General features: G+C 50.1%; 24 protein-coding genes. All 24 read right to left on the reverse strand.

The genetic code is table 11. The features are described 5' to 3' along the window. Positions 1–6: 6 nt before the first annotated feature. Positions 7–327, reverse strand: coding sequence for an NADH-quinone oxidoreductase subunit NuoK (nuoK, locus tag J0X21_RS10885; protein ID WP_206812229.1), 321 nt, complete (start codon positions 325–327; stop codon positions 7–9). Continuing rightward, positions 324–794 carry an NADH-quinone oxidoreductase subunit J family protein gene (locus J0X21_RS10890; RefSeq protein ID WP_206812266.1) on the reverse strand — a complete coding sequence of 157 codons (471 nt, stop codon included), beginning with the start codon at positions 792–794 and terminating at the stop codon, positions 324–326. Before J0X21_RS10890 ends, nuoK begins: the two co-directional genes overlap by 4 nt. Positions 795–832: 38 nt before the next feature. Further along, entirely contained in the window at positions 833–1,237 is a 405-nt protein-coding gene (locus J0X21_RS10895; protein ID WP_206812230.1) for a NuoI/complex I 23 kDa subunit family protein, read from the reverse strand. Positions 1,238–1,241: 4 nt separating this feature from the next. Continuing rightward, complete coding sequence (gene nuoH / locus J0X21_RS10900) at positions 1,242–2,294, reverse strand: NADH-quinone oxidoreductase subunit NuoH (protein WP_206812231.1); 1,053 nt, start codon at positions 2,292–2,294, stop codon at positions 1,242–1,244. Between the two features lie 19 nt (positions 2,295–2,313). After that, the gene (locus J0X21_RS10905) at positions 2,314–3,417 is read right to left on the reverse strand and encodes an NADH-quinone oxidoreductase subunit D (RefSeq protein ID WP_206812232.1); all 1,104 of its coding nucleotides are present in this window, start codon (positions 3,415–3,417) and stop codon (positions 2,314–2,316) included. A gap of 13 nt (positions 3,418–3,430) precedes the next feature. Then, positions 3,431–3,922: an NADH-quinone oxidoreductase subunit C gene (locus tag J0X21_RS10910; RefSeq protein WP_206812233.1), complete on the reverse strand. Its 492-nt coding sequence runs from the start codon at positions 3,920–3,922 to the stop codon at positions 3,431–3,433. Beyond that, the gene (locus J0X21_RS10915; RefSeq protein ID WP_206812234.1) at positions 3,912–4,433 is read right to left on the reverse strand and encodes an NADH-quinone oxidoreductase subunit B; all 522 of its coding nucleotides are present in this window, start codon (positions 4,431–4,433) and stop codon (positions 3,912–3,914) included. Before J0X21_RS10915 ends, J0X21_RS10910 begins: the two co-directional genes overlap by 11 nt. Next, positions 4,424–4,783, reverse strand: a complete 360-nt coding sequence (locus J0X21_RS10920; protein ID WP_206812235.1) for an NADH-quinone oxidoreductase subunit A — start codon at positions 4,781–4,783, stop codon at positions 4,424–4,426. Before J0X21_RS10920 ends, J0X21_RS10915 begins: the two co-directional genes overlap by 10 nt. Positions 4,784–4,906: 123 nt before the next feature. Further along, positions 4,907–5,689 carry a ribonuclease HII gene (locus tag J0X21_RS10925; RefSeq protein ID WP_206812267.1) on the reverse strand — a complete coding sequence of 261 codons (783 nt, stop codon included), beginning with the start codon at positions 5,687–5,689 and terminating at the stop codon, positions 4,907–4,909. Positions 5,690–5,873: 184 nt separating this feature from the next. Next, positions 5,874–6,698: a ribosome biogenesis GTPase YlqF gene (gene ylqF, locus J0X21_RS10930; protein ID WP_206812236.1), complete on the reverse strand. Its 825-nt coding sequence runs from the start codon at positions 6,696–6,698 to the stop codon at positions 5,874–5,876. A gap of 23 nt (positions 6,699–6,721) precedes the next feature. Beyond that, entirely contained in the window at positions 6,722–7,234 is a 513-nt protein-coding gene (gene lepB, locus J0X21_RS10935) for a signal peptidase I (protein ID WP_206812237.1), read from the reverse strand. Between the two features lie 153 nt (positions 7,235–7,387). Next, positions 7,388–7,732 (reverse strand): 50S ribosomal protein L19, encoded by a 345-nt coding sequence (rplS, locus tag J0X21_RS10940; protein ID WP_206812238.1) that lies wholly within the window; start codon positions 7,730–7,732, stop codon positions 7,388–7,390. 563 nt (positions 7,733–8,295) lie between these two features. Further along, positions 8,296–8,850, reverse strand: a complete 555-nt coding sequence (locus J0X21_RS10945) for an RNA methyltransferase (RefSeq protein ID WP_206812239.1) — start codon at positions 8,848–8,850, stop codon at positions 8,296–8,298. Further along, complete coding sequence (trmD, locus tag J0X21_RS10950; protein ID WP_206812240.1) at positions 8,851–9,723, reverse strand: tRNA (guanosine(37)-N1)-methyltransferase TrmD; 873 nt, start codon at positions 9,721–9,723, stop codon at positions 8,851–8,853. Further along, positions 9,720–10,226, reverse strand: coding sequence for a ribosome maturation factor RimM (rimM, locus tag J0X21_RS10955; RefSeq protein ID WP_206812241.1), 507 nt, complete (start codon positions 10,224–10,226; stop codon positions 9,720–9,722). The genes trmD and rimM overlap by 4 nt, the downstream gene beginning before the upstream one ends. A gap of 81 nt (positions 10,227–10,307) precedes the next feature. Then, positions 10,308–10,538 carry a KH domain-containing protein gene (locus tag J0X21_RS10960; protein ID WP_206812242.1) on the reverse strand — a complete coding sequence of 77 codons (231 nt, stop codon included), beginning with the start codon at positions 10,536–10,538 and terminating at the stop codon, positions 10,308–10,310. A 24-nt stretch (positions 10,539–10,562) separates the two neighbouring features. Beyond that, positions 10,563–10,826 (reverse strand): 30S ribosomal protein S16, encoded by a 264-nt coding sequence (gene rpsP, locus J0X21_RS10965; RefSeq protein WP_206812243.1) that lies wholly within the window; start codon positions 10,824–10,826, stop codon positions 10,563–10,565. Positions 10,827–10,897: 71 nt separating this feature from the next. After that, a complete protein-coding gene (ffh, locus tag J0X21_RS10970; RefSeq protein ID WP_206812244.1) occupies positions 10,898–12,256 on the reverse strand; it encodes a signal recognition particle protein in 1,359 nt (452 codons plus the stop codon). Between the two features lie 41 nt (positions 12,257–12,297). Continuing rightward, positions 12,298–12,657, reverse strand: coding sequence for a putative DNA-binding protein (locus tag J0X21_RS10975; protein ID WP_206812245.1), 360 nt, complete (start codon positions 12,655–12,657; stop codon positions 12,298–12,300). Between the two features lie 525 nt (positions 12,658–13,182). After that, positions 13,183–14,079, reverse strand: a complete 897-nt coding sequence (locus tag J0X21_RS10980) for a nitrilase-related carbon-nitrogen hydrolase (protein ID WP_206812246.1) — start codon at positions 14,077–14,079, stop codon at positions 13,183–13,185. A 79-nt stretch (positions 14,080–14,158) separates the two neighbouring features. Next, positions 14,159–15,121 (reverse strand): LysR family transcriptional regulator, encoded by a 963-nt coding sequence (locus tag J0X21_RS10985; protein WP_206812247.1) that lies wholly within the window; start codon positions 15,119–15,121, stop codon positions 14,159–14,161. A gap of 363 nt (positions 15,122–15,484) precedes the next feature. After that, on the reverse strand, positions 15,485–16,606 hold the full coding sequence (locus J0X21_RS10990; RefSeq protein WP_206812248.1) for a YeiH family protein: 1,122 nt from the start codon (positions 16,604–16,606) through the stop codon (positions 15,485–15,487). A 223-nt stretch (positions 16,607–16,829) separates the two neighbouring features. After that, on the reverse strand, positions 16,830–18,293 hold the full coding sequence (locus J0X21_RS10995; RefSeq protein ID WP_206812249.1) for a cobyrinate a,c-diamide synthase: 1,464 nt from the start codon (positions 18,291–18,293) through the stop codon (positions 16,830–16,832). 187 nt (positions 18,294–18,480) lie between these two features. Continuing rightward, the gene (locus tag J0X21_RS11000; RefSeq protein ID WP_206812250.1) at positions 18,481–18,798 is read right to left on the reverse strand and encodes a TusE/DsrC/DsvC family sulfur relay protein; all 318 of its coding nucleotides are present in this window, start codon (positions 18,796–18,798) and stop codon (positions 18,481–18,483) included. Positions 18,799–18,822: the final 24 nt, after the last annotated feature.

An 18,822-nucleotide genomic window follows, 5' to 3' on the forward strand; every position in this document is an offset into this window, starting at 1 on the left:
ACTATCTTACCACTTCAACCAGTTGAAATCGTCCACACTGGTTGATTTGCGCGTCCGATAGATACTGATAACCAAGGCCAAGCCCACGGCCACTTCGGCTGCTGCCAGGACAATGATAAAGACAGCCGTGACAAAACCGTGCAAGACGCTTTCATTTCCGAGGAACCGGTTAAAGGCCACGAAATTAAGATTCACCGCATTAAGCATGAGTTCAATGGACATGAGCACGGCGATGACATTCTTTTTAGCAAAGATGCCGTAGAGACCCAGGCTGAAGAGCATCGCTCCGACTAAAAGATAAGTTGAAAGCCCTACACTAAAACTCATTTGCTCTCTTTCACTCCCTTCGCCAGAATGACCGCTCCGACCAAAGCCAAGGTGAGAAGGATGGCCGCTGCCTCAAACGGAACCATATAGCTCTTCAGCATCAGCTCGGAGATAGCAAGGGCTGACCCTTGTCCGCTCCAGGCTTGTGCCGGAATCCGCCAGTCGGCATTGGTGAGAATGACCAGAGCAATCATAATGAAGACTAAGGCAGCCCCTAAAGCACCTAAACCCCATTTCTTGGTTTCAAGGCTGCTCTCTTTGACATCTCCCCTTAAGGTTAACATGACCGCAAAAATAACCATGATATTGACAGCGCCCATATATACCAGGAGCTGAACGGCAGCCAGGAAATCCGCATTCAAAAGGACATAGAGCACGGCCACCCCGGCGAAGGTAAGGGCCAAGAAGAAGGCGCTGTGCACAATGTTCTTAGAGGTAACCACACCCCAAGCGGCCGCAACAGCCATAATCGCGAAGATAAAGAAAACGATGGTTGTACCCACTCTTACCCCTCCTTCCCTGTTTGCTGGCGGTGCCTTTTAATCATATCCCATTTGAGTCCTTCCGCATCATAGACAGCGTTCTCATACTGCTGCGTGACCGTTAAGGCGTTGGTAGGACAAGCTTCCGTACAAAGCCCGCAGAAAAGGCAGCGGCCTACGTCCATGTGATAGGTTTTAAGCACTTTTTTATTGTTCTCGTCTTTCTCACTGGTCAAAGCAATGACCTTATTCGGGCAAGTGTTGGCACAGATTCCGCATGAAATGCACTTGTCCGGGTCAAGACCCATGGAACTCCGAACCCGAGGGGATAGCGTCGGTTTTTGCTCCGGATAATATTCGGTGACGTTGGGCCCCAGCATGCGTTTGAGCGAGATATGCATACCCTTGAATAGACCTTTACCAAACACTCTGTTACCCTCCAATCCGCAGGACGTATTGGTAAATATAAATACCCAAACCTGTCAACAAAACGTTAAGCAGGGAGAGCGGAAGCAGCACTTTCCAGGCTAAGCCCATGAGATGATCGACCCTCATGCGCGGGAAGGTCCAGCGGATCCACATCATCAGGAAAATGATGATGCCTACCTTGAGGAAGAACCAGACAATACCGGGAAGGAATCCCGGTCCTTGCCAGCCTCCTAAAAACATGGTCGTAATTAAGGCAGCTGTTGCCGTCATATTGCCATATTCTCCGAGGAAGAACAGACCCCAGCGCAGCCCCGTATACTCCGTAAACGGTCCGGCCACAATTTCCTGATCCGCCTCGACTAAGTCAAACGGCGCCCGGTTTACTTCGGCGATTCCGGCAATAAAGTAGATCACAAAAGCCAGGGGTTGAATCACAATAAAAGGAATCGTGCTTTGGGCTTCCACAATTTTAGAGAGGCTGAACGTTTGGGTAATCATTACAACGCCCAGCAGGGAAAAGATGAGCGGAATCTCATAGCTGATCATTTGGGCTACGGCCCGCATTCCTCCAAGCATGGAATAGTTGCTGTTGGAACCCCAGCCTGCCATCAAAAGGGCTAGCGTCGAAATCGCTGAAATCGCGAGATAATAGATAATACCCAAATCCAAGTCAATCGGCACCATTCCCATACCATAAGGAATGACTGCCAAAGTCATCATCGGCAGGGCGAATACAATCATCGGCGCAATCTTAAAGATAAAGCGGTCAGCTTCCGCCGGGGTAACATCTTCTTTACCCAGAAGTTTTAAAGCATCCGCTATCGTTTGAAACCATCCACGCGGACCCAACCGGTTTGGTCCCGGCCTTTGGGATGCCCATCCACCAACCTTGCGTTCCAGCAAAATCAGGATTAAGGCAGCCAAGACAATGAGCACAATAACCAGAATGATCCCGATCACGGTCATGGTTAAATCTGCCCAAATGGAGTGGGGGTCTCCAAATAATCCACGGATGGCAGCCGCAATATTGAGTGGCAATTTGTTCAATGCGTCCATCTTCTTCTCCCCTTATATCCTACTTGTCCACTTCACCCAGCACCGCATCCAAGGTGGCAAAAATCGCGATCACGTCCTGGATCTTCCACCCGATAGAGATGGCCGGGAGCAATTGGAGATTAATGAAGGTAGCAGAACGGATACGACACCGGGCCGGTTTCGTACTGCCATCACTTACCAAATAAAAGCCTAATTCGCCTTTTGGGTTTTCCACCGCATGGTAAACCTCACCGACTGGCGGCTTTAATACTTTCGGCACTTTGGCCATGATCGGGCCTTCCGGGATATCACGCATAGCCTGGCGGATGATCTTGGCGCTTTCCTTGATTTCCAAGAGCCTGATCAAACCCCGGTCATAAGAGTCGCATCCATTCAGAACCGGCACCTCAAAATCAAAGCGGTCGTAAATTCCGTAAGGAGCGTCTTTGCGCAGGTCGTGCTTGACGCCGGACGCACGCAACACCGGGCCGGTCGTTGAGAAATTCTCTGCAAGCTCTTTTGGCAGAATGCCCACACTCTTCATCCGGCCCATGGCAATCTCATTGCCGTAGAATATCCCTTGATACTCCTCCAGCATCTCCGGCAGATCATCCAAAAATGATTTCAAAGCCGGCCAAAATTCATCCGGCACATCCTGACTGAAGCCGCCGATGCGCATGGCATTCACGGTTAAGCGGCTGCCTGCCGTCATTTCAAAGAGATCAAGGATGCGCTCACGATCCCGGAAGCAGTAACCCCAGGCAGTCCAACCGGCCATATCCAAAGCCAGGCTCCCGATGAATACCAGGTGGCTGGCGATCCGGGCGAGTTCGGCAAAGATGACCCGCAAATACTCAGCCCGCTCCGGAACTTGGATTCCCGCCAATTTTTCGACCGCTTGCACATAACCCATATTATTATGCGGGGATGCGAGATAATCTAAACGGTCGGTGTAGGGAATAAATTGCGCGTAAGTACGGCTTTCCGCCAACTTCTCCAAGCCGCGGTGCAGATACCCGATTTTCGGTTCAATCTTCGTAATGATTTCCCCATCAAAATGGGCTATCATACGAAAGACACCGTGCATACTAGGGTGCTGGGGACCCAGGTTTAAGGCTAATTCTTCCGTTCTTTCCAATGTCATGGTTCTTTCCCCCTTACTCCCCTGGTCTCATCTTCAGCATGACTGAGCGTTTTTCAATGCTTTCGGTCTCATAATCCTTGCGCAGAGGATACCCTTCAAACTCTTCCCAAAGGTAGATCCGCTTCAGGTTAGGATGTCCCTTGAATTGAATACCGAACATATCATAAGCTTCGCGCTCCAGGAAATTTGCTCCCTGCCAGATCCGGGTCACGGAATCGATTACCGGGGTATCTCGGGAAATCAGTGCTTTGACTCGAAGAGTTTGTGGACCTTTCAAACTCGAAAGTTGGTATACAACTGCAAACTGCTCTCCCAGATCAAGAGCAGTTAGATCGTGGAGAAAATCACAAGGAACCTCTTCGAAGTTTTTGGCGGCCGTTAAAGTTTCACTAATGTAAGAACCCTTAACCGTCAAAACCAACGTATTAAGGATTTCCTGGACATCCCCGTTTACCTTAGCAGCCAGTTCATCGACGCGTTTTCTTAAAATCTCTTTATTCTCCATGCTTCAACAACCTCACCTTAGCGGGATTGGCGACCTTCTGCTGCAGCTGCATGATTCCGAAGAGCAGTGATTCAGGCCGCGGAGGACAGCCCGGAATATACACATCCACCGGCACGATTTTGTCTACCCCGCCGAACATCGAATAGGAATCAACGAATGGGCCGCCGGAACTGGAGCAGCTTCCCATGGCGATCACCCATTTAGGTTCGGGCATTTGGTCATAAATACGGCGCAGGAGCGGTGCCATTTTGCGCGTACACGTACCGGCCACGATCATCAGATCAGCTTGACGAGGGGACGCCCTAAATACTTCCCAGCCGAAGCGGGCGATATCATAGCGGGGGCCGCCGGTAGCCATCATTTCAATGGCACAGCAGGCCAAGCCGAAAGTTACAGGCCAAAAGGAGTGCCCCCGAGCCCAGTTGAGCACCTTATCTATAGACGTAACGATTACATTTTTTTCGACCATTAGTTCGGCCTCACGGAGCTCCTTCTCCTTTGCTACATCCACTCTAAAGCACCTTCCTTCCAAGCATACCAGAAACCGACTAAGAGGATTGTAATAAAGATAAACATTTCAATGAAAGCAAATGTCCCCAGTTTACGGAATGTCAGTGCCCATGGATACAAGAACACCGTTTCTACATCGAAAGCCGTAAATACAATAGCATACATAAAGTAGTTGCTCTTAAATCCACGCCAAGCCGTCTTGGCTAGCGGTTCATTACCGCATTCATAGGCTGTTAGTTTTTCGGCGTGTGGTTTGTTGGGCGCCAATAGTTTGGGCATTAACATCATGATAACAGGCAAAGCAACCGCAAAAATGAGTAGAACCCCGACCGCAGCAAAATTATCCGACATCTCCTCTTACCCTCCCTTCTATTGAAATTCTTAGTTAAAATTTGTTATAGGCCAAACCCATTGTGCCACATCCTATAGGATGCGTCAATAAATTTGGTATCATGCAGACATCCCAGGCTTTCTTTAATACTCGGCTGCTTCCCGGTCAACCGGAGCAAAACTGCGCCGGTGAATGGGGCTGGGCCCAAGACGCTGCAAGGCTTGCAGGTGTTCATTCGTGCCATACCCTTTGTTCTTGTCAAAGCCATATTCGGGATAGAGGGTATGTAAATCGCGCATCCAGTGGTCACGCGTCACTTTAGCCAGGATGGAAGCCGCTGCAATGCTCGCACTCAGTGCATCCCCCCGGATGATCCCTGTTTGAGGGATGTTCACCTGCGGCAGGGTTACGGCATCAATCAGCAAGTGATGCGGGCGGATTTTCAACCCCTCAACCGCCCGTTTCATCGCCAGTTTGCTGGCCTGAAGAATGTTGTACAGATCAATCTCCGCCGGTTCGGCACTACCGATAGCATAGGCTAAAGCCTGCTTTTGAATCTGTCCAAAGAGCTTTTCCCGTTTGCTTTCCGTAAGCTTCTTAGAATCATTCAAACCAGGCAAATCAAATTGCGCCGGAAGAATACAGGCACTGGCCACCACCGGTCCAGCCAGCGGACCCCGTCCTGCTTCATCCACTCCGGCTACTAGGAGAAACCCTTGCTCCCATAGCTTCTTTTCTTCGTGCAAAAGTTCTTGAATCCGTTTTAGTTCCAACGCTTGTGCTTGTTGGTGCTTGGAATGGCGTTCCAACAAGCGCCTGATTCCTTCCCTCTGGTCACGCGCACACGCCTTAAGGAGGTCTGCGGACGGATCTTTGCTCAAAGCATCCGCGACCTCCTTCACACTCATATCCGAAAGGGATTTTATATGTTTATTCCCATTTCTTTTGTTCGACAAATCTGTCCTACTTCCTTTTTCTAAATGAATTATTTGCATATTTATAAATTATGACAGCATTAATAAGAAGAATATATCTATTAAGTTTTCTTATAAGTACGATAATTAAGCCATTATTTGTATATTCAGGTTTGGCCCGAAAGATTACAAGCTCTTAAAACCTATCCATCGTAACTTTCCCGAGTGTCCCGGCTCTGAACTCTTTGAAGAAAATCTGGGCCGCCTTCAGGGTATCGAACCGTCCCCCCTGCACCAGACATCCCCGGGCTCTCCCGATATCCTCAAGCGTAATTTCCCCCGGTCCGCGCCGGTAGCGCTCAAGGGCTGACGGGTAGTGTTCTTCCAGCCATTTAATTAACCAGAGTGCCAGCTCCTCAGAATCCACCACTTCATCTTTGATGCTTCCCACGGCTGCCAGTTTCCTGCCGGCTTCCGGGTCATCAAACTTAGGCCAAAGCAAACCCGGAGTATCCAGCAATTCAACCCGTGGATTAATCCTGATCCACTGGTTGCCCCGGGTCACGCCCGGTTTATTCCCGGTCTTGGCCCTAGCCCCGCCCGTCAGCTGATTGATCAAGGAAGACTTTCCGATATTCGGAATCCCAACCACCATGGCCCGAATGGGACGGGCCCGCACTCCCCTGGCGGCAAGCTGCTCCTGTTTGCCTCTCATGAGAGATTCCAGGCGCGGGACAATGCGCCCTACCCCGGAACCGGAAGTAGCACTGACAGGAAAGGCCGGGCCTTCTTGGCCCAATCTTTCCAGCCAGCGCTCTGTCCAAGCTTCATCAGCCAAATCGCTTTTATTAAGGACTAAAAGTTTCGGCTTATCCGCGAGCAGCTCTCTCAGCATCGGATTGAGACTGCTTTCGGGCAAGCGGGCGTCTCCCAGCTCAATCACTGCATCCACCCAGCGCAACTGTTCCAATAAAAGCCTTTTGGCTTTGGCCATGTGGCCGGGAAACCATTGAATACTCATAAGCGTACCTCGTTTGGATTATTCTAGAGGGTGCGCATCCGGTTAAATGGGTAATAGATGAGCCAAGACTTACCGATTAAGTAGCTTTTCTCTAAGAGGCCCCATTCCCGCGAATCCCCGCTCCGGTTGCGGTTATCTCCCAGAACAAGAACTTTGCCTTTCGGAATGGTTTGGGGAGCGTAAGGCGGGTAATCTCCGGGTTTTAAGTACGGTTCCTGAAGCGCGCGGCCATCGATGAACACTTGATTGTCTCTCAACTCCACGGTTTCTCCCTCAAGCGCAATGATCCTTTTTACAAACGTTCGTTTAGGATCCAGCGGGAAAGCAAATACTACGATATCTCCCCGGTTGGGCGCCCAGAATTGGTAAGCCAGCCGGTTCACCAGAATCCGGTCGCCCGGCATCAGCGTCGGTTCCATCGAAGGTGTGGGAATAATATAGGGTTGAAGTACGAAGGCCCGCAGCAAGCCGGATAACAACACCAATCCGGCTAAAATAATTAAGGTTTTTCTTCGTGAGCTTGTCCTTTGTGCCATTGCAACACTTCCTCTCCTTGTTACACTAGGCTTAGTATAAACAAGGAATTTTGCAAGCATACCACTTGCAAAATTTGGCTGTTGCTTTTTGGCTATAACCGTTAATCTTTTATAGAGTAAAAAAGAGAGCCAGGCTTTTGGCTCTCTTTGACTTTAGCGGCGACGTTCACGGATACGAGCGGCTTTGCCCGACAACCCGCGCAGGTAGTAAAGCTTCGCCCGACGTACTACACCCCTGCGGGCTACTTCAATTTTATCGATTCGCGGAGAGTGGAGCGGGAACGTTCTCTCGACCCCGACTCCGGAAGTTACACGGCGTACGGTGAAGGTTTCCCTTAACCCGCCGCCTTTCATCTTAATCACAACGCCTTCAAAAACCTGAATACGCTCCCGGCTGCCTTCAATAACCCGGACATGAACCCGAACCGTATCACCGGGACGGAAGTGAGGAAGATCTTTTTTCATCTGTTCTTCTTCAATCATGCGAATATAATCCATTATAATTCCCCCCTTCCTTGCCTAGATGTTCATACACTGGTCACACAGAGCAATGCTCTGCCAGCGAGAGGACCATCCGTCATCAACCCAATCTATTTTAGCATAAGCGTCCGTGGTACGCAAGGGTACGACTTTGTAGTCAGAACTCAGACTCCCATGCCGCTATGCGGCACCACTGATGAATGAAAATAGCCAAGGTGCATTACCCGCATCCTTCGCCGCGAAGAGATTCTGTGGTGTTGTGCGGCTTCGGCGATTATCTCCACCGGAGATAATCGTACCACGCGCCGGATGCTCGAACAGCGTGAAGCTGTTCGCCGAAGGATGAGCTTGTTGATTCAGCTACAGCGCCAAACCTTGGGTAATACCTGAAGTGAACCGTGACGCTGCTTAACGCTGAATCAACTGCGCTCTCGACGCTCCTCTGCTCTACGGTTCGCTAAGTAATTGCCCCTCGTCTATTTTCAGGGCAGGAGTCAGGAGTCAGGAGCCAGAATACGAGGAGGTTGTCAACCGGACATTATCCTACTGACTACTGACTACTGAAATTCTAAATACCTTATTTAGCCCCGCAGCCGGTCCAGGATGATCGCGACAGCTGAGCGTACGGAAAGGTGATTGTATTCTCCCGGCCCGTAAATGGGCTCAAGTATAAAGTCTGCGTTTTCCATCAGCTCGCGCACCAAACCCCAGCCGGTGCCGAAAAGGAGCAAAGCCGGCTTCTCTTCCTGTTCTAACCGCCTGCGCATGTCCGCATAGCTGACGGTATTCGGATACCTTCTGGCGTCTGTGGCCACTAAAGCCGGATACATTCCCTGCTCCGCTTTAATCTCCTCCAGCACTTCCTTAAGCTCTACAGCCAGGCGCACCCGGGCAAAAGCCTCCTGGCGGTTCGGGTTATATTCCGCTCCGAACCCTTCCTGCCAGAAAGCCATGATTCTTTGAGCCAGAGACCGTTGCGCTTCCGCCGGATGCACCACATAGTAGCGTTTGAGATCAAAGGTTGCGGCACAGCGGGCAATGTCGTGAATGTCCAGGTTCGTGATGGAAGTGGCCACCACTTCCATATTTTTATTGTAAACCGGGGCATGAATCAAAGCCAGATACAAATCGCCCATTTAGCTGTCCTCCCTTAAAGAACGTCGCTTCTTTTCCGGAGGGCGCAGGTGCTCCCATTTCCATCTCCACTCACCCAGTTCGGGAAGCTCTGCAACCAGTTCTTCCAATAGTTGATAATCACTTGCGAGAAACTCCAGCTTGCTAAAAAGGTCCGGCCGCCGCTTAAAAGTCCGGCGCAGAGCCTCTTGCCGCCGCCACCTTTCAATCTTGGCATGGTGTCCGGACAAGAGAACCTCCGGAACACGCTTCCCTTCAAACTCGGGCGGGCGCGTGTACTGGGGGTATTCCAAGACTCCCTGGCTGTGCGAATCACCCTGAAAAGACTCGCTCTCGCCCAGGACACCGGGAACCAGCCGGGAAACCGCATCAATCACGACCATGGCCCCTAATTCCCCGCCGGTCAGGACAAAATCCCCGATCGAGAGTTCGTCATCGGCCAGGTCCCGGATACGTTCGTCAAACCCTTCATAATGCCCGCAGATCAAAACGATCTCATCCAGTTGGCTTAATTCCCAAGCCACACTTTGATTAAATAACCGCCCCTGCGGGGTTAGAAGGACAATGTTGCGTCTGCTTTGGGATACCTGTGAATCTTGAGACACGTAAGCCTCATGGGAGGATTGTGCGTGTCCAGATTCTTTGGATCCTATGATGTCCCTGACCGCAGCATATATGGGCTCCGGCTTCAAGACCATGCCCGGACCGCCGCCATAGGGAACATCATCCACATTCTTATGCTTGCTTAAGGCATAATCCCGGAAGTTTACCAGCCGGATCTGGATGAGACCTGCCTCCTGCGCCCGTTTAAGGATGCTTTCCTGGATCGGGGCGAACATTTCCGGAAATAAGGTGAGTACGCTAAATTTAATCATGATTCGTCATCCATCAACCCTGGCGGCAGCTCGACTTCCATCCGCCGCCCCGGGACATCGACTTTTTTAACCACCCTTTTCAGCGCAGGCACACAGATTTCCCCTAAGGGTCCGTTTACCAGGTAGACGTCATTGGCCCCGGTTTCCAGCACTTTGGTTAACGTCCCCAGAAAACGCTCCCTTTCATAAACCTGAAGCCCTTCCAGCTCGAAATAATACCAGCCTTCTTGAAGTGGCGGCACCTCGGAACGGTCAATCCTCACTTCCCAGCCCCGGTATTTTTCCCCTTCATCCATACTTTCGATTCCATCAAGAGCGAGATAAACGAAGCCCGGCTGAACAGAAGCACGCTTAACCGCAAAACGGTATTTTGCAGCCCCATCGGTCAGAACGACCTCGCGCAGCCTTTTAAACCTCATCGGATCATGAGTCTGGGGATAGATTTTTAGTTCCCCCTTCACTCCATGCGGTTTTACAACCACTCCAACCAGAACCTCGTCCATACTCCGCTCCCTTTCGCAGCGACCAACCGCTTAGATTAGTCCTGCTGAATAGCCAAAAAGGGCTTAGCGCCCTTCTTAACGTTATTGGTCAATGTCAACATGAACCCGGCGCCCGTCTTTCACAGCGGCCGCTTTCACAATCGTACGAATGGCGTTAGCGATCTTCCCCTGTTTTCCTATCACTTTGCCCATGTCTTCAGGAGCTACCACCAGCTGCAAATGAACACTTTTCTCCGTCTCTACCTGAGCAACCATCACATCTTCAGGGCGATCCACCAATGCTTTCGCGAGGACTTCCAGAAGTTCCTTCACCGGAACCACCCCCCACACCAATCTCTAGTTCATAGAGTGGAACTTGGCTAAGACCCCGGCTTTGCGCAATAAGGACTTCGCCGTGTCAGAAGGCTGGGCACCGTCAGACAGCCATTTGATGGCCTTCTCTTCATTGATGTTCAGAACCTCCGGACGCTTCGTGGGATCATAATATCCGATTTCTTCGATAAAACGCCCATCCCGGGGAGAATTAGAATCGGCCACAACCAAGCGGTAGAACGGATTTTTCTTAGCTCCCATGCGGCGCAAACGAATTTTTGTTGCCATGTGAATACTTCACCTCCTCACTAGGATTGTCTTAAATAATCTATCTTAAACTTAGATAGAAGCGATTGGAATTAGGAGAAAGGGAACCTCATCCCCAGGCCTTTGCCCTTTTTCCCTTTTTTGCCCTTGCCCAGAAAGCCCATACCGCCCCCGGCAAACTGTTTCATCATTTTCTGCATCTGTTCGAACTGTTTGAGGAGACGTCCGACTTCCTGGATGCTGGTGCCGCTGCCTTTGGCAATCCGCTTCTTGCGCGAGTCCTTGATCATCGCGGGCTTTCTCCGCTCTTCCGGGGTCATGGAGCGAATAATGGCCTCCACATGCCCCATCTCTTTCTCATCCACTTTGACATCCTTAAGCTGCTTGCCGACCCCGGGAATCATCTCCAGAACGGAGGACAGCGGCCCCATCTTTTTTAACTGCTGCATCTGATCGAGAAAATCATCCAGGGTAAACTCCTGCTTGCGCAGTTTTTGCTCCATTTCCTTGGCTTTCTTATCGTCAAATGCTTCCTGGGCTTTCTCAATCAGGGTGAGGACGTCCCCCATGCCCAGAATCCGTGAAGCCATGCGGTCCGGGTAGAAAGGCTCAAGGGCATCGATCTTCTCCCCAATCCCGGCAAACTTAATCGGGCAGCCGGTTACCGCTTTCACGGAAAGAGCGGCCCCACCGCGGGTATCCCCGTCCAGCTTGGTCAGGATCACCCCGTCCAAGCCGAGCTGGTTGTGGAAACTTTCCGCCACGTTCACCGCATCCTGGCCGGTCATGGCATCGACCACCAACAGGATTTCATGAGGCTTGACCGCACCTTTAATGTTGCTTAACTCCTCCATCAATTCTTCATTAATATGGAGGCGTCCGGCCGTATCGATGATGACCACGTCCGCGCCGGTCATCCCCGCTTGGCGCAGGGCATTCCCGGCGATTTCCACCGGGTTCTTCTGTCCTTCCGCAAACACCGGAACCTGGATCTGCTCCCCCAAGACCTGCAGCTGTTTGATCGCCGCCGGGCGGTAAATGTCACAGGCCACCATTAAGGGATGTTTACCCTGTTTTTTAAGCATATGGGCCAATTTGGCCGCATGGGTCGTCTTACCGGCCCCTTGCAAACCGACCAGCATAATCACGGTCGGGGGTTTGGACGCAATCTGGATCTTGCTGCTGACCCCGCCCATGAGTTCAATCATTTCTTCATTCACGATTTTAATGATCTGTTGCCCCGGAGACAGGGATTCCAGGACTTCCTGCCCGACAGCGCGCTCCTTGACTTTGGCCACAAAGTCTTTCACGACTTTATAGTTCACGTCCGCTTCCAGCAGAGCCATCCGCACTTCCCGCATACCCTCGTTGACGTCAGCCTCATTCAGTTTTCCCTTGCCTTTGAGCCGTTTGAATGTCGCCTGCAGTTTTTCGCTTAGGCCCTGAAACATGCCTTCCCCCACTTTCAAAGTTAAAAATTTCTCTGCGCGTTTCATAGTTCCTGTAAAATCTCTTCAAGCTTGGCCCGGATTAACTGATGCCGCTTCAAAGCAGAGTCTTTGGCAAAGTCATCCGTATTTATTTCCGCCAGCAACCCGCTGATCTCCAAAAGCTTTTCCCGCTCACTGATGAACCTCTGCACCAAGCCCAGCTTCTCTTCATATTCCAATAAAATCCTCTCAGTCCGTTTCAGGAGATCATGGACAGCCTGGCGGCTGGTCTTCTCCACCTCAGCGATCTCAGCTAAGGAAAGATCCTGCTCAAAATGCATATCCCAGGCGTTTCTCTGCTTCCCGGTCAAGAGCGGTCCATAAAAATCCGCTAGGAGGGCCATTTGGGCTATCTTTTCCATAGGAAAACCTCCTGTAAAGCATTTTTACTTTACAGGAGGTATTGTAGAGCAAAGCAGGATATTTGTCAAGGTGAGAAAGACTAATATTGTGTTTTTTTTCTAAACTCCTCACATCAGCCACTTTATATCTTGGTGCGTTTTTCGTATATTATTTTGGTGATTTAACTGAACCATCAATGTATTCTTTTTTCGCTTTGTGGATTCCCATTATTTTGTACCTTATCTATAAAAACGCTAAGACCACAAACTCCCCTTCAAGGAAGATATTAATACTCCCAAAAAGGAAGAGCTGAAGGCAAAGCTGAAGTTGCCAAGAATACCTAATCAAACCAAAAAGACCTCCGAAGATCGTCTTCGGGGGTCTTCCTTTTTAGCGTACGCGATAACACAAGTAATCTTTGATGAAAAAGCTCGGGATTCATTTGACTCGCGAAAGTGCTGGTACTGAATTTCGACATCATTGCCAGACCCCACGATCTTAGGGAAAAACTAATTCAACTGCACTCTCTGAATTATATTTCCTGGCTAAGCTTCGGAGACTTCCAGCTCAATCAGCTCGCGGTACAGCTCCTTGCGCCGGTCGGCCAGAAAGAAACTATCCCTCATTGACGAACGCCCGCGCCGCCGCAAAGTGTTCAAGCGGTCGGCGGAAAGGGTGGCTGTCAGTAAGGGAGCGCCACACGCATCCTCACGAACGACCCTACAGTCAGCACCACTGGCATTCCCCCCGGACAGTTCAGTCAGAATTTCTCCTTTCGGCCCCAGGATCAGAGCTCCCCCGCTGAATTCCCTCCCCTGACCGTTAGTCCCGGTGAGGTTGCAGGCCGCCAGATACACTGAGTTGTCGTAAGCGCGAGCCCCCAGATAGCGCAACCAAATCTCCCTGCGATCTCCGGCTATAACAGGAGAGGCATGAGGGGCAAACAGGAGCTCAGCCCCTTTAAGGGAGTAGATGGCAGCCATCTCAGGAAAATGCCAATCCCAGCAAATGCCAACGGCAAACTTCACTCCATGACTGGAAAATACAGGAAATTTGTCTCCGGCCGTAAAATATTCCTTTTCACTCCTGCCCAGGTGCGCCTTGTGATAACTTTCGACTGTGCCATCGGGAAAGGCCAGCACCTGGGCCAAATAGGGCTTGTCTGATCCCCCGCTCAGTTCAGCCATTCCGACCAGCATGGTTATGTTAAGATCACTGGCCGCCTCAGTAAGTCTCCTTACCCGGGAGCTTGACAGCGGCTCCGCCAGTTCACTGGCATACTTGGGCGCATAGCCATGCAAGGCCATTTCCGGGTAACAAAGAAAAGATACCTGCTCCCCGGCGGCCTGCTCCGCCAGTTGCAAAATCTTAGCCAGATTGCGCTCACTCTCCCCTGCTAGTGCTTCCAGCTGGGCGACGCCAATTTTTAGATCCCCTTGCATCATGCTACTCCCTTTAATCCGCTTCTTTAACCTTCGTTCGCAACTATTGGCCCAGACCATGCCGGCATTAGAATTGGATCTATTTCTCCGGTAAATCCATTTGTACCGTTTCCGTCAAACAATAATCCATGCTCAGAACTTTTGTCAGCAGCTCCCGGTCATGAAGCAAATTGATAAAGTAGCGTTCATCTTTGGTCTGGGTAGTCTGGGCATGGGTAAGAATATTCAAAGGACGGTACACCGGAGAATCCTGGATTTTAAGGGCCTTGAACATCCTCTGATCGCACTCCCGACGCACGGTAAGTTTAGAGATAATGGTCATGCCCAATCCTGCCGACACAACCTGTTTAATGGCCTGGGTGCTGCCCAGCTCCATTGTTATATTGAGCTGGCCAGGGTCAAGCCCCCGTTCCTGTAGGGACAGCTCCATAAATTTGCGCGTTCCGGAACCTACCTCGCGCACGATCATCCGCTCCTGCAGAAGTTCGGCTAACGTCACGCTGTTGCGGCTGGACCAAGGATGGAAATACGGAACGACAACCACTAATTCATCTTGCCAAAAGTTCTCCACAACCAGTTCTTTATGCTTGGGAACCGGCCCTTCAATTAGGCCGATATGAATCCTCTTTTCCAGCACATCCTGGGAGATGACTTCCGTATTGGCGATTTTAACCTTGAAATCAACGTCTGGGCGCTCTTGATGAAGGTAGGCCAAAATATGGGGCAGGACATATTCTCCGATGGTCAAAGTGGCTCCAAGGTAAACCAGCCCCCGCTTGTCTTCAGTCAGAGAGCTTATCTGCTCCTGTACGCTTTGCAAAAGCTCCAGCACCTGGCAGACGTGTTCATAAAAAATCTGTCCAGCCCTGGTCAAACTTACTCCTTTGTTGGTTCGATCGAAAAATCGCGTACCAAGTTGGTTCTCCAGGTTCTGTATTTGCAGGCTTATGCTGGGTTGACTCATGTGAAGCTTTTTGGCCGCCAAAGTTATATTTTTGCTGTCCGCTACCGTCTTAAAAACAAGGAATTGCTGCTCACACACTCTTGTCGCCTCCTCGTCCCGATTTCAGCAGTTCAGATAAACGCTGCCAAAGGCACCTGATACTAATACAAAAGAATTTTATTTCTAAAGTTTGCTGCCATGCTCAGTATTTTAATTGCTTATATGCCGAAAAATAAACTGCACAATTTTAGTATGCCGGTTATTTAGATTAAATCATATTATAATAACATGTAGCCTGCGAGTGTATCAAGGCTCATAATTTCCAGCTTCCCGTGCCCAGTAGCCGGTGAGCACGGATCCGTTCTGAGCAAAACAGGGGTAGACACGCCGGTGCGCATCTACACCCTAATTAATGCCAGTTAAAAGTTTGCATTCTTGTTACAACCAGATTTAGTTTCCAATCTATTTCCCGAAAAACATATAGGAGAACCACAGCACCAAACTTGACTGAATCAAGAAAGCAACTAAGCCGGTTATCAAGGCTTTAGCCCCTGCTTTTTTTATGGTCTGTGCCGTGCACCGGCAGCAGATTCCTATAATTGCCATGGTCAATAGCAAACTGGCTAAGGTAAATGGACTGGTTGTCGCCGGGTATGTCGCCAAAGGACCGGAAATGCTTGAGGGGATTTTTATCAAAGTGTTAATTAACACGACAGCAAAGAACGCGATTACAAATCCTGGCATTGCCTTCACAGCAGTCCTTAGTGTCCCCTCCGAGGAATTGCCTGAGGCCTTCTGTTCTTTCACCGTGAACAGGATATTCATTCCCAGTACCACGACCACAATAAAAGCAATACGAATCATTTTTACCATGAGAGCAGCTTCCAAGGCCGCATTTCCCCCACCTTGCTTAGCCGCAGCAATGATCTGGGGAAGGTCATGAATCGCGGCTCCTGCCCATGTTCCGTAGACTGCAGCAGGCATATGCACCGCGGCTGCGATTACCGGGTACACAAACAAGGCCAGAGTTCCCCAGAGCAATACCACACCGATAGCGATGGATGTATTCTCCTCCTTAGCCTTAATGGAAGGCGCGGTTGCCATCAAGGCAGCTATTCCGCAAACTGCCGTACCGTTGCCAATCAGGGCGGAGGTTTTTTCATCCAGTCCGGTCATCTTACCGACAATTAACGAAGCGAAAATCGCAGAAGCTACCGTAATAATTACTATGATTAGATCCTGCCATCCTGTTTTTGCCAGGTAACCGTAGCTGAACTTAAGGCCGTAGATAATAATGCCCAGACGCAAAAACCATTTCTGTGCAAAGGCTGGTCCTGCCGCCAAACGCTGCGGTATCTTTACCAGATTTGCCACTATCAAAGCCAGTACGGCAGCAATAAAAATATCAACAAAAAAAGTCGTTTTGGAACGAATCTCCAAATACCAAAGTAATTCCGCAGCCACTGTAATCGGAAATACAATCGCCAAGAGTCCGGGCAAGGCCTCGGAAATTTCCCAGGCGGCCGGAAAATATTTGCCCGGTTTTTTTACTGGCGGATTTTGTCCTAGTACCGCTTGACTCATGAACACATCTCCTCTCATTATTCCTAGCTTCAGAGTAAATTGTTCAACCCGGAAATAGTTAGTATTACTAAAAGAAAAAAATTTTTTTCACAAATTTTTGTGTCATCCCCCCTCCTAGATTTTACAGACTTAGCATATAACTCCTTTCCCAGTCCACAAGGTAAGGTTATGAATATTTCTAAGGGAAGAGAATCTGCCGCAAAGCCTGTATTTGTATTTGTTTTTATGCTCCAGCGGCCTGCACCATTGTCCCTGCTACTATTGATGCATTCTCCCTGGCCAAATTCACAAAGCTATCTGCCCACGAGAGACAAGCACACACATGAACATGATTGTAAGCCGCGAAAACACGTTTATAAACTATACCATCGTTTTGTCCGTCAATTCCGCAGCCGCGCTCTACCCGAAAACCAAATGTAATCGCTTCGTGGTTAAGGTTCACGATCCGCGAATTATGAAATTCATGCCCTCGTACGGCACGTTCCGAAGCGAACCATAAATTGTTCACGTTGGGCAGCATAAGCGTATATCCATGGCCCTGCGGCTTATTCTCCAAAACTGTATCAAACGGCAAGGCTCCAACCATTTGGTACGACTCGTAACCCACTTTGATCGACCGCCCAAGATACATTAGCCCTCCACATTCTGCATAGATGGGCATATAGCTTTCAGCAGCCTCCAAAACGCCGCGACGCAAGCTCTCATTTTTTTCCAGTTCCTTGGCGAACACTTCCGGAAATCCTCCCCCTATATAGAGGGCATCTATGTTTTCTGGCAGACGAGAATCGCTTAAGCTGTCAATAAAGACAATTTGGGCGCCCTTCTTCTCCAGGGCTTCTATATTTTCCGGATAATAAAAGCTGAAAACCCGATCCCTAAAAATCCCTATCCTCGGACGGTTAGCAATCTCAACCGGCTTGTTTGCAACTGCAGTCTCCTGCTTGGGCAAGGTCTCCAGACAAGGTGCCTCGTTAGCCAGTTTGAGTACTTTGTTCAAATCAATATTTTCACAAATACTCTGGGCTAGTCTCTCCAAGATTCTTTCAGTCTCAGCCATTTCTGCGTTCGTTACCAAGCCTAAATGGCGGTCCGGTATGACAAGCATCCCGTCCTTTGGAAGTACCCCGACCACCGGCAGGCCGCAAAAATGTTCGATTGCCTCCCGCATCAGCTTTTCCTGGCGCGCCCCGGCAACTTTGTTGAGAACAACTCCCGTAATCCGTACTTCGGGATCGAAGTTCTGATAGCCCATGACCATCGCTGCCACGCTCCTGGTCATCCTGGTCGCATCAATCACCAAGAGCACAGGCGTACGGGTAATTTTGGCGATTTCCGCTGTGGAACTGCTACCGGCTAAGTCCAGGCCATCGAACAAACCCATCGCTCCTTCAATCACACTCAGGCGGCTTCCTTGAGAACCCTGCACCAGAGACCAACGGATTTGTTCCTCATCCATGAAATAGGCGTCCAGGTTGCGGCAGGTGCGAGCGGCCGCTGCTGTGTGCCAGCTGGGATCGATATAGTCCGGACCCTTTTTAAAAGGCTGTACAGTAAAGCCTTTCTGTTTTAACGCCCGCAATAGTCCCAAAGTGATCGTAGTCTTGCCTGAACGCCCCTGCGGGGCTCCGATAACCAAACGGGGGACATTCCAACTATTCTGCTCTCTCTTTGCTGTCACATCTAACATGTCGTCCACTCCTTTCCGATTATCGCAAGCCCCCATCCGCCATCCAACGATCTAGCGTTCGAAGTTCCCGCTAAGCAACCCCCTTGCAGTGCTAGAATACAAACGAAGCGCAGGAGAGGAGGCCGGGACGCACCAAGGATGACGGATGCGTCCGCCCGAGATTCAAACGCTCAAAACCGGTACACAATTACACGCAACCAGTCGGTTTCAAGAGGCCGGCGATTTTACATGCACCTTTGGCAGGGCCGCTTGGGAACAATTCGTAAATTTTCTTCAAGTCATACCCGGTTTCTTTGCAGAGCTTGCGGATCATGGGGGCTACCCCAAACTGCTCATAGTAGTTGCGCAGGTAATTGATTACCTTCCAGTGATCTTCCGTAAGCTCCGAAACATCCTCGGTAGCTGCTAAAGCCAGGGCAACTTCCTCATTCCAAACACCGGCATCTTCAAGGAAGCCGTCTTCGTCCAAGGCGATTACTTGGCCGTTTACATTAAGATCTGCCATTTGTGTCTCCTCCTTTGGGTTTAC

The sequence above is a fragment of the Paradesulfitobacterium ferrireducens genome, from assembly GCF_017310645.1.
Taxonomy (GTDB): domain Bacteria; phylum Bacillota; class Desulfitobacteriia; order Desulfitobacteriales; family Desulfitobacteriaceae; genus Paradesulfitobacterium; species Paradesulfitobacterium ferrireducens.